Raw genomic sequence first — 8,802 nt, forward strand, 5'->3', positions numbered from 1 at the left:
GCGCGGCATGGCGGGCGAGCCCGGGCACATCAACGTGCAGCGCGACGGCCATCCCTGCGGCTGCGGCAGCTACGGCTGCCTGGAGCAGTACGCTTCGGCCTCGGCGGTGGTGCGGCTGGCGCGCGAAGCCATTGCCGGCGGCAAGGCGCCGGAGCTGGCATGGCTGCAGGAGGCCGGCGATCTCACTGCCAGGTCCGTCTTCGACCTGGCGCAGCAGGGCGACCGCCCGGCGCAGGAGGTCTACAGGCTCGCCGGACGTGCGCTGGGGGTCGCTCTGGCCGGGCTCATCAACCTGCTGAATCTGCCCGTGTACGTCGTGGGAGGCGGGGTGGCGGATGCCTGGGAAGCCTTCGCACCCGCCATGATGGACGAGGTGCCGAAGCGCTCGCTCGTCTACCGCGCGACCGCCCCGGAGTCGAAGGCGCCGGGTCCCAAGACGGTGATCAGCCGCGCCCGGCTGGGCAGCGACGCGGGCCTGATCGGCGCCGCGCGGCTGCCCATGCTCTCGTCGTAGTCAGAACTCCGTGGAGCCGATGCTGACCGGGCCGTTGACGGTGGAGATGCGTACCACGGTGGGCGCGCCCGAAGGCCCCAAACGGATGCTGCGGCTCCGGCCCGCGTTGTCCCAGTCCTTGACCGCGCCGCTGCAAGCGTCCAGGCGGCAGCGGAAGGGGCTGTGCCAGCTCGCGTCCACCTCCACGCCGGAGCGGTAGTTCTGAGGGAGCGTCACGCTCAGGGGGCCGTTCTCGGTATGCGCCACCAGGCCCTCTCCCTGCCAGGCTTGCGGCTCCAGCTCCACGTCCAGCGGGCCATTCTGCAAGTCGATGCGGACCTTGCCGCGGCCTTGCTTGAGGGCGACCGGGCCGTTCTGCGCGGAAACGTCGATCGTCCCCGCGCAATGCCGCAGGGAGATAGGCCCGTTCAGGCTCTCGGCGCCGACCGTGCCCTCGACGTCCTGGATGCTGAGTGGGCCGTTGTGGACGCTCACCTGCATAGCGATGCCGCGGGGCACCTGGATGAGCAGGCCGATCCAGACGCCATGGTCGTCGGGCACGCCCTGGACCGTGACGTCGCCCTGGTTGACCTGGAGCTTGATCTGGCGCAGCAGCCCATCGGCTTCGCCCTGGCTGGAGGCAGCCACGGCCTTGCACACGGTGACTTGGACGTCGGGCTTGTCCCAGCCGTGCACCACCACGCCGTTGTTACTCAGGTCGTGCACGCGCAGGGTGGAGAAAGAGGAGTGCGCCAGGGTCTGCTGCTCCTGGGCGCGATAGGCGTCCTGGTCGTCGAAGCTGACGTCATAGCGGGCCTGGCAGTCGTCCCAGGCGCCGCTGTCGCGGGTGCGGATGTTGACCGAGGAGTGACTCCAACGATGTCCGGCCCGGGCGGGCGTGTTCAGCCACAGCCCGGCGGCGCCCACCGCCAGAACGAAAAGCAGGATCTTCTTGGACATGGCAATCCCCCTTGAGCCGATAGACGTGCCGAGGGGTGCGAGGTTAGGGACTTGGGACGAAATTTCAGCCTGGCTCACCCGACGGCAGCGCGGGCAGTGGACTTCTGCAGGGCGGCCAGGAAGGCGCGGTTCTGCTCGGCAGTGCCGACGGTGACGCGGATGGCGGTGGGCGCGCCCCACGCAGCCAGCGGGCGCACGATCACGCCGTTGGCCTGCATGCGCTTGGCCACGCCGACGGCGTCTTCTCCGACGTCGAAGTAGATGAAGTTGGCGAAGGTGGGGATGGTGCGGAAGCCCATCTGGTCGAGCTGCTGGGTCAGCCAGGGCGCCTGGGCGGCGTTGTTCTCCACCGTCTTGCGGATGTGCGCCTCGTCCTCCAGGGCGGCCAGACCGGCGGCCTCGGCGATGGCGGAGACCGAGAACGCAGTGCGCACGCAGGCCAGATACTGCAACAGTTCGGGCGGGCCGAAGCCATAGCCCAGGCGCAGCCCCGCCAAGCCGTGAGCCTTGGAAAAGGTGCGCAGCACCACCACGTTCCGTCCCTGGCGCACGTAGTCCAGGGAGTGGGAGTAGTCGAGGCCGCGGGTGCTCGCGAAGTGAGCGCCGAAGTCGCAGTAGGCCTCGTCCAGCACCACCAGCACGTGCTCCGGGACGCGCTCCAGGAAGCGGTCCACCGCCGAAGCCGGGAGCAGCGTCCCGGTGGGATTGTTGGGATTGGCGATGAAGACCAGGCGGGTGTCGGGGTTGATGGCGGCGGCGACGGCGTCCAGGTCGAAGCCGTCGTCCTTCATGGGCACCGTGAGCAGCTTGCCGCCCGCCGCCCGCGTGGCGATGGGATAGACGATGAAGGAGCGCTCGCTGGTAATGGCGTTGCGTCCCGGCGCCAGCAGCACCCGGCCCAGCAGGTCGAGCAGGGCGGTGGAGCCGTCGGCCAGCACCACCTGGTCGGGCTGCAGATGGTGGCGCTCGGCCAGCCTGGTGCGCAGCTCGACCGTGTCCATGTCGGGATAGAGATGGACCTCGGCGGCGGCGGCGCGGATGGCTTCCAGCGCCTTGGGCGACGGCCCGAAGGGGTTCTCGTTGGAGGCCATCTTGATGCAGCGGACGCCGCTCTCGCGCTCGGCCTGGCGGATGGGTTTGCCCGGCTTGTAGGGCGCCAGGCTGCGGACAAACTCGGGGACCAGCTTGTCGAATCGGCTCATGCGGAAGCTCTTTTGTATCACGGCGGGCGTGTCAGCGCGAAGTGCTTCGCGGACCACGGCCGGCGCCCGCCAGGGCGCGCAGGCGCGCCACCTCGGCCGGCTGCAGCGGGCGGAACTCGCCGGGAGCCACGTCCAGTTGCAGCGGCCCGTAAGCCACGCGCTTGATCTTCTCCACGTGGTGGCCGATCTGCTCGAACATGCGGCGGATCTGGCGATTGCGTCCTTCGATGAGCGTGACCTCGTACCACGGGTTCTCGGCGTCGCGCAGCAGGCGGATGCGGGCCGGAGCGCTCTTGCGGCTGCGGTCGCCGCCGCCCTGCCCAGGCTTGGGCGGCCGCGCCGGCAGGAAGATCCCGGCGCGCAGCTTCCCCAGCTCCGCCTCCCCCGGCTTGCCGCTGACCTTCACCTGGTAGGTCTTGGGGACGTGCGAGGCGGCGTGCATCAGGCGGTAGGTGAGGTCGCCGTCGTTGGTCATGAGCAGCAGGCCCTCGCTGTCGTAGTCCAGCCGACCGACGGGATAGAGGCGCGCTCCCGCCGCCCGCATCAGCTCCATGACCGTGGGCCGACCCTCGGGATCGGTGACCGTGGTGACGTAGCCGCGCGGTTTGTTGAGCAAAAAATAGACGTGGCGCTGGGGACCGCGCAGCAGCTTGCCGCCGACGCGGATGTGGTCGCGCTCGGGGTCGGCCTTGGCGCCCAGTTGGCTGACGATCTCGCCGTTCACGCTGACCAGCCCGGAGCTGATGAGCTGCTCGGCCTTGCGGCGGGAGGCTAGGCCGGCGGCGGCGATGATCTTCTGCAGGCGCTCAAGAGACATGGCAGGGGCAGTGGGCGGCCTTCACCGGGAGCTTATCAGACAGGAGTGCTCTCCGAGTCCGCTTCGGACTTCTCCTCCGCGCCGCCGGGGACGCCGGTGGCGTCGGCCTGGGCGGCGAACAGCTCAGCCTGCTCCGAGCCGCCGGCCAGCTTCTCGAACTCTTCCATGCTGGGCAGGTCGCTCACGTCCTTCAGCCCGAAGCGCAGCAAGAAGTCCTTGGTGGTCTTGTAGAGGATGGGACGTCCGATCACCTGCTTGCGCCCGGCGGTGGTGATGAGCTTGCGGTCGAGCAGCGTGCCGATGACGGCGCTGGCGTCCACGCCGCGGATCTCGTTGATCTCGGGGACGGTGATGGGCTGCTTGTAGGCGATCACGGAGAGCGTCTCCAGGGCGGGCAGGGAGAGGCGGACCGGCGCCTTCAGGCTCTTGGCAAAGGCGCGCACCGCCTCGTGGTGCTCAGGCTTGGTCGACATGCGGAAGCCGCCCGCCACCTGGCGGATCTCCACGCCGTGCTCGGCGGCCTGGTAGTCGGCCACCAGTCCTTCCAGCGCCGAGCGGATGCGGGCCTTGACGCGGGCGAGCGCGCCCTCCTCCTTGGGATCGAAGCCCTCTTCGGCGGCGATCTCGTCCTTCAGCAGGCGCGCCATCTGCTCCACGCTGACCGGCTCTTCGGCGGCGTAAACGACGGCTTCCAGTTTGGCTTTCAGGCTCATGGGTCCCTTGTCTCGCCGGATCAGCGCCAGTCGTCGCGCACGGGCGTGTCCTCTCCGAAGACGGTATCGAACATTGTATGTTTCTTGATGACGATGTCACCGAAGATCTTGTCCTGGCGCACCAGGATGGCCTGCAGGCGCACCATCTCCAGCAGGGCGAGGAAAGCGGCGATGAGGGCGTTGCGCGAGCGCGTGTGCTGCAGCAGGCTGTGCAGGCGGACGGGACGGTCCTCCAGCAGTAGCCGCCGGCGCACGTAGTCGATCATCTGCGCCACCGTGACCGTGTCCTCGTTGACCTCGAGCACGGGCCGGGCCTTGGCGCGCTCCAGGATCTGGCGGAAGGTGCGCACCAGGTCCACGATGTCGGTGGCCAGCTCGGGCTCGGTGCCCTCCGCGTCCTGGAACTCCTTGAGGGCGGGGTTGGACCATACCGCGTCTTCCAGTTGCTGCTTCTGCAGCAGCATCTGGGCGGCGTTCTTGAACTTCTCGTGCTCCAGCAGGCGCTGGATCAGCTCTTCGCGCGGGTCGCCGGCCTCCTCGGGGGGCGCGGTGGGATCGCGCGGCAGCAGCATCTTGCTCTTGATGTGGATGAGCAGCGAGGCCATGTAGATGAACTCCGCGGCCACGTTCACGTCGAGCTGCTTCAGGCTCTCGATGTAGGCCAGGTACTGGGCGGTGATCCTGGCGATAGGGATGTCGTAGATGTCGATGTCCTGGCGGCGGATGAGGTCGAGCAGCAGGTCCAGCGGGCCGTCGTACACCGTGCCCACGGTGACCGCGAAGGGGAAGTCGCTCGCGCTCTTCGCCGGTTGCGCCGCGGGTTGCGTAGGCTCGGCCATGGTGGGTTACTTCTTGCCCCCGTCCTCGGGGGGCGTCTCGTATTCGCTGGAGATGTGCATGCACTCGCGCACCTCCTGCATGGTGGCTTCGGCCTGCTTCTGAGCTTTGATCGAGCCCGTCTCCAGGATCTCCCAGGCCAGCTTGGGCTCCTGCTCGTACTTGGCGCGGCGCTCCTGGATGGGGCGCAGCGCTTCCACCACGTGGTCGGCCAGCCAGCCCTTGCACTCGATGCAGCCGATGGAGGCGCCGCGGCAGCCCTGGTTGACCTGGGCCAGGGTCTCCTTGTCGCTGAAGATCTTGTGCAGGTCGCCGACCGGGCACACGTCGGGATTGCCCGGGTCGGTGCGGCGGATGCGCGCCGGGTCGGTGACCATGGTCTTCAGTTTGCTCCGGAGGCTGTCTTCGGGCTCGCTGAGCAGAATGGTGTTGCCGTACGACTTCGACATCTTGCGCCCATCGGTGCCGGGAAGCTTGGGCGAGGGCGTGAGCAGGGGCTGGGGCTCGGGGAACACATAGGCGCGGCCGCGCGGGTAGAACTGGTTGAAGCGGCGCGCCACCTCGCGCGTCAGTTCCACGTGCGGCACCTGGTCCTCGCCCACCGGCACGTAGTCGGCGCGGTAGACTAAGATGTCGGCGGCCTGCAGCAGGGGATACCCCAGGAAACCGTAGGTGTTCAGGTCTTTGCTCTGCAGGTTGGCGATCTGCTCCTTGTAGGTGGGGACGCGCTCCAGCCAGCCCAGGGGCGTGATCATGGAGAGCAGCAGGTGCAGTTCGGCGTGCTGGGGCACGTGCGACTGGATGAACAGCGTGGCCTTCTCCGGGTCCAGCCCGGCGGCCAGCCAGTCGATCACCACTTCCAGGGAGTTCTGCTTCACCAGCGCGGTGTCGGCGTAGTCGGTGGTGAGGGCGTGCCAGTCGGCGATGAAGAAGAAGCAGTCGTAGGCGTCCTGCAGGCGCACCCAGTTGTCGAGGGCGCCCACGAAGTTGCCCAGGTGGAGCTTGCCGGTGGAACGCATGCCGCTCAGGACGCGGGGTTTCTTGTTGGGTCGGGCCATCACAATCTCATCAGTATGGAATCGAAAAGGCCGAGAACGGGCGCGATCAGCACGTGCAGGAAGCGTCCGCCGAACAGCACCAGCGCCAGCAAGCCCACCATCCCGAAGGTGTCATAGAAGCGGCGCGCCGGCTCGGAGAGAAAATGGCGCAGCACGTGGCTGCCGTCCAGTGGCGGCACCGGGATCAGGTTGAAGATGGCCAGCAGCACGTTGATGTGGATGGAGAGGTAGAAGAACAGCACCACCGGCACCCATACTGAGCCGGTGTCGTAGCCCGCCACCACCCCGGGCACCGCGTCGCGCCCGCCGGGAAGCAGCGCGATCAGGGCCATGGCGAAGACCGCGGCCGTGGCCACCATGAAATTGCTGACCGGCCCGGCCACCGAGGTCAGGACGTCGTCCAGCACGTGGTTGCGGAAGTTCAGCGGGTTCACGGGAACCGGCTTGGCCCAGCCGATCATGGGCAGACCGGTGAACAGGGCGATGGCCGGGAGCACCACCGTGCCCACCGGATCGATGTGGCGGATGGGGTTCAGAGAGATGCGCCCCAGCATGCGCGCGGTGGGATCGCCGCGACGCCACGCCACCCAGGCGTGGGCCGACTCGTGCACGCTGATCGCGAACAGGAACACCGCGATCTGGAAGATGATGATGGCGATCTGCTGCGGCTGCATTCCGGTGATTGATGGTACCACGGCCGCACCCGCATTTTGGGCGGCTCAGGTCTTGGCAGCGTCGGGACCTGCGGGCGCCGGCGGCGCGTTGGGCTTGACCTTCACCGTCTTGGCCGGGACCCCGGCCACGATGTGGTAGGGCTCCACGTTCTTGGAAGCCACGCCCATGGAGCCCACCAGGCCGTGCTCGCCCACCTTCACCCCGCTCAGCACGGTGGCGTGGTAGGTGATGCGGGCGCGCGGGCCGATCTCGGTGCGCTGGTTGGCGATGAGCATCGAGTCGGCCAGGTCGTGCGCATGCGAGTAGACGTTGGCGTAGTCGGAGATGGAGCTGCCCTCGCGGATCACGATCTCGCCGCGGTCGTCCAGCAGCACGTACTTGTGGATGACGCAGTTGTCCTCGATGGTGAGGTTGTAGCCGAAGGAGATCTCGACCCCGTGGAAGATCTTCACGTTCTTGCCCAGGTGCTTGAGGACGTGGCGGGCGATCATCGAGCGCACCCGGAAGCCCAGCCAGTGATTCAGCCCGGCGGGCGAGCGGTCGAACATCATCCAGAACCAGATCAGGGGCTTGCGCTCGGCGTAGCGGGCCGCGTCCACGTCGCCGTAGTACTCGGGCTCCAGGGTGGCGTTGCGCGGATCGAAGCTGTGTACCAGCGCCTGCAGGGCCAGGGGCGAGTTGGGGTCGGGCGGGAAGTAGGGCCGGCCCAGGTAGAGTTCGTGCAACGCGTCGCGCACCACCTGGCTGCGGTGCTCCAGGTCGCTGCTGGAGAACTCCTGCTCCAGGCGCTCGATCCAGGACAGCATGGCCTTCTCGGCGGCGGCCGAGGGACGCAGGTCGCGGTATTGGAAGCGGAACATGGGGACACCAGGAGTGCAGCAACGAGTCTTAGAACATAACACAAGGGTGGGGAAGCTGCCTCACGGACGCAGTTCGGCCTGGGCGGCGGGTGGCGAAGAGGGCTTCACCCGTGGCCGGGCGAGGGAGCCGCTGACGCTGTAGCCGGGTCCGCGCTCGCGCCCCAGCCGCAGCTCCAGTTGGCGGCCCAGCGAAGCGGTGCCGCTGACCGTGAAGCTGCCCTGCGGCGTCTCCAGGCGGCAGCCGGACAGGGTGAAGGTCGAGTCGCGCAGCAGGGCGTGGCCGGCGAAGCGCTGGAAGCGCACGGGATCGCGCGCCCCTCCCAGCACCAGGTGGCGCAGCACCCCGCCGCGCCACTCGAAGTCCATGGAGCCCGCCAGCGAGGACACCAGCTCGGGGGCGCTCCAGCCCGACAGGGTCAGCCGGTAGCTGCCGCCGGCGGTGCCGGCGGCCCAGGGATCGCGCATGGCCAGCGCTACTTCGGCGAGCGAAGCCCCTTCCACGCTCCCACTCCCGGAATACATGGGCACACGCCCGGTGAAGTCGGCGTGCCACTCGCCGCGGTGCCGGCCGCCCAGGAGCTGGGCCTGCACGTGGGTGAGGTCCACGCGGGCGCCGGCGATCTGCACCCGGGCCTCGACCCGGGTGGCGGCCACCGACTTGATCAGCAGCCGGTCCACCGCGATCGTTCCCTGGGCCTTCAGCTGGGACAGGTTGCTCTCGAAGGCCGGCGGACCCAGCAGGAACCAGCTCTTGGGCCGGAGCTGCGGATTGAGCACGCGGTTCAGCTCGTCCAGCGCCACCGTGCCCGCGTGCAGGTCGAAGGTGGCCGGGCAACTGGGCAGGGGATCGCATCCCCGCGCCAGCTCCAGCGAGCCCGTGAAGCTGATCCCGGTCCCGCCCAGCGCGGCCGCCAGCTTCTGCACGCTGACTCGATTCTCGGTGAGGACCAGGGCCGCGGACGAGACTTGCACGGGAGCGACGACTCCTTTCATCTGGGCGGCCACGTTATGCAACTGGGCGCTGCCGGTGAGTAGGGGAGCGCTAAAGCCGTTCCAGCGGCCGTCCACCTGGAGGCTGACCCGGGCGCCGCCCGCGGCCGTCAGCTTGGGAGGACGCAGGCCCAGGGCGCCGCCCAGTTGCAGAAGGCGCTGCAGCTCGGCATCACCTTCGAGATCGAAGTGGTAAG

Annotated in this window: 10 protein-coding genes; 1 reads left to right on the forward strand and 9 read right to left on the reverse strand. The window is 68.4% G+C overall.

Annotation, left to right across the window (positions count from 1 at the left end):
* A partial coding sequence (locus VEG08_04075; protein ID HXZ27161.1) for an ROK family protein occupies window positions 1–514 on the forward strand: 514 nt, incomplete at its 5' end.
* On the opposite strand, the gene VEG08_04080 is transcribed toward VEG08_04075, so the two are convergent.
* From VEG08_04080 to VEG08_04120, 9 genes are all read right to left on the reverse strand, one after another.
* A complete protein-coding gene (locus VEG08_04080; GenBank protein ID HXZ27162.1) occupies window positions 515–1,453 on the reverse strand; it encodes a hypothetical protein in 939 nt (312 codons plus the stop codon).
* A gap of 74 nt (window positions 1,454–1,527) precedes the next feature.
* A complete protein-coding gene (gene hisC / locus VEG08_04085) occupies window positions 1,528–2,655 on the reverse strand; it encodes a histidinol-phosphate transaminase (protein HXZ27163.1) in 1,128 nt (375 codons plus the stop codon).
* Window positions 2,656–2,686: 31 nt separating this feature from the next.
* Window positions 2,687–3,472, reverse strand: coding sequence for a pseudouridine synthase (locus VEG08_04090; GenBank protein ID HXZ27164.1), 786 nt, complete (start codon window positions 3,470–3,472; stop codon window positions 2,687–2,689).
* Between the two features lie 35 nt (window positions 3,473–3,507).
* Window positions 3,508–4,185, reverse strand: a complete 678-nt coding sequence (gene scpB / locus VEG08_04095; GenBank protein ID HXZ27165.1) for an SMC-Scp complex subunit ScpB — start codon at window positions 4,183–4,185, stop codon at window positions 3,508–3,510.
* Window positions 4,186–4,205: 20 nt separating this feature from the next.
* Window positions 4,206–5,024: a segregation/condensation protein A gene (locus tag VEG08_04100; protein ID HXZ27166.1), complete on the reverse strand. Its 819-nt coding sequence runs from the start codon at window positions 5,022–5,024 to the stop codon at window positions 4,206–4,208.
* Between the two features lie 6 nt (window positions 5,025–5,030).
* Window positions 5,031–6,080, reverse strand: a complete 1,050-nt coding sequence (trpS, locus tag VEG08_04105; GenBank protein ID HXZ27167.1) for a tryptophan--tRNA ligase — start codon at window positions 6,078–6,080, stop codon at window positions 5,031–5,033.
* A complete protein-coding gene (locus tag VEG08_04110; protein ID HXZ27168.1) occupies window positions 6,080–6,754 on the reverse strand; it encodes a site-2 protease family protein in 675 nt (224 codons plus the stop codon). Before VEG08_04110 ends, trpS begins: the two co-directional genes overlap by 1 nt.
* A 45-nt stretch (window positions 6,755–6,799) precedes the next feature.
* Window positions 6,800–7,615, reverse strand: coding sequence for an acyltransferase (locus VEG08_04115; protein HXZ27169.1), 816 nt, complete (start codon window positions 7,613–7,615; stop codon window positions 6,800–6,802).
* A 60-nt stretch (window positions 7,616–7,675) separates the two neighbouring features.
* The coding region (locus tag VEG08_04120; protein ID HXZ27170.1) for an AsmA-like C-terminal region-containing protein at window positions 7,676–8,802 on the reverse strand (1,127 nt) is incomplete at its 5' end.

The organism is Terriglobales bacterium, from assembly GCA_035624475.1.
Taxonomy (GTDB): Bacteria; Acidobacteriota; Terriglobia; order Terriglobales; family Acidobacteriaceae; genus DASPRL01.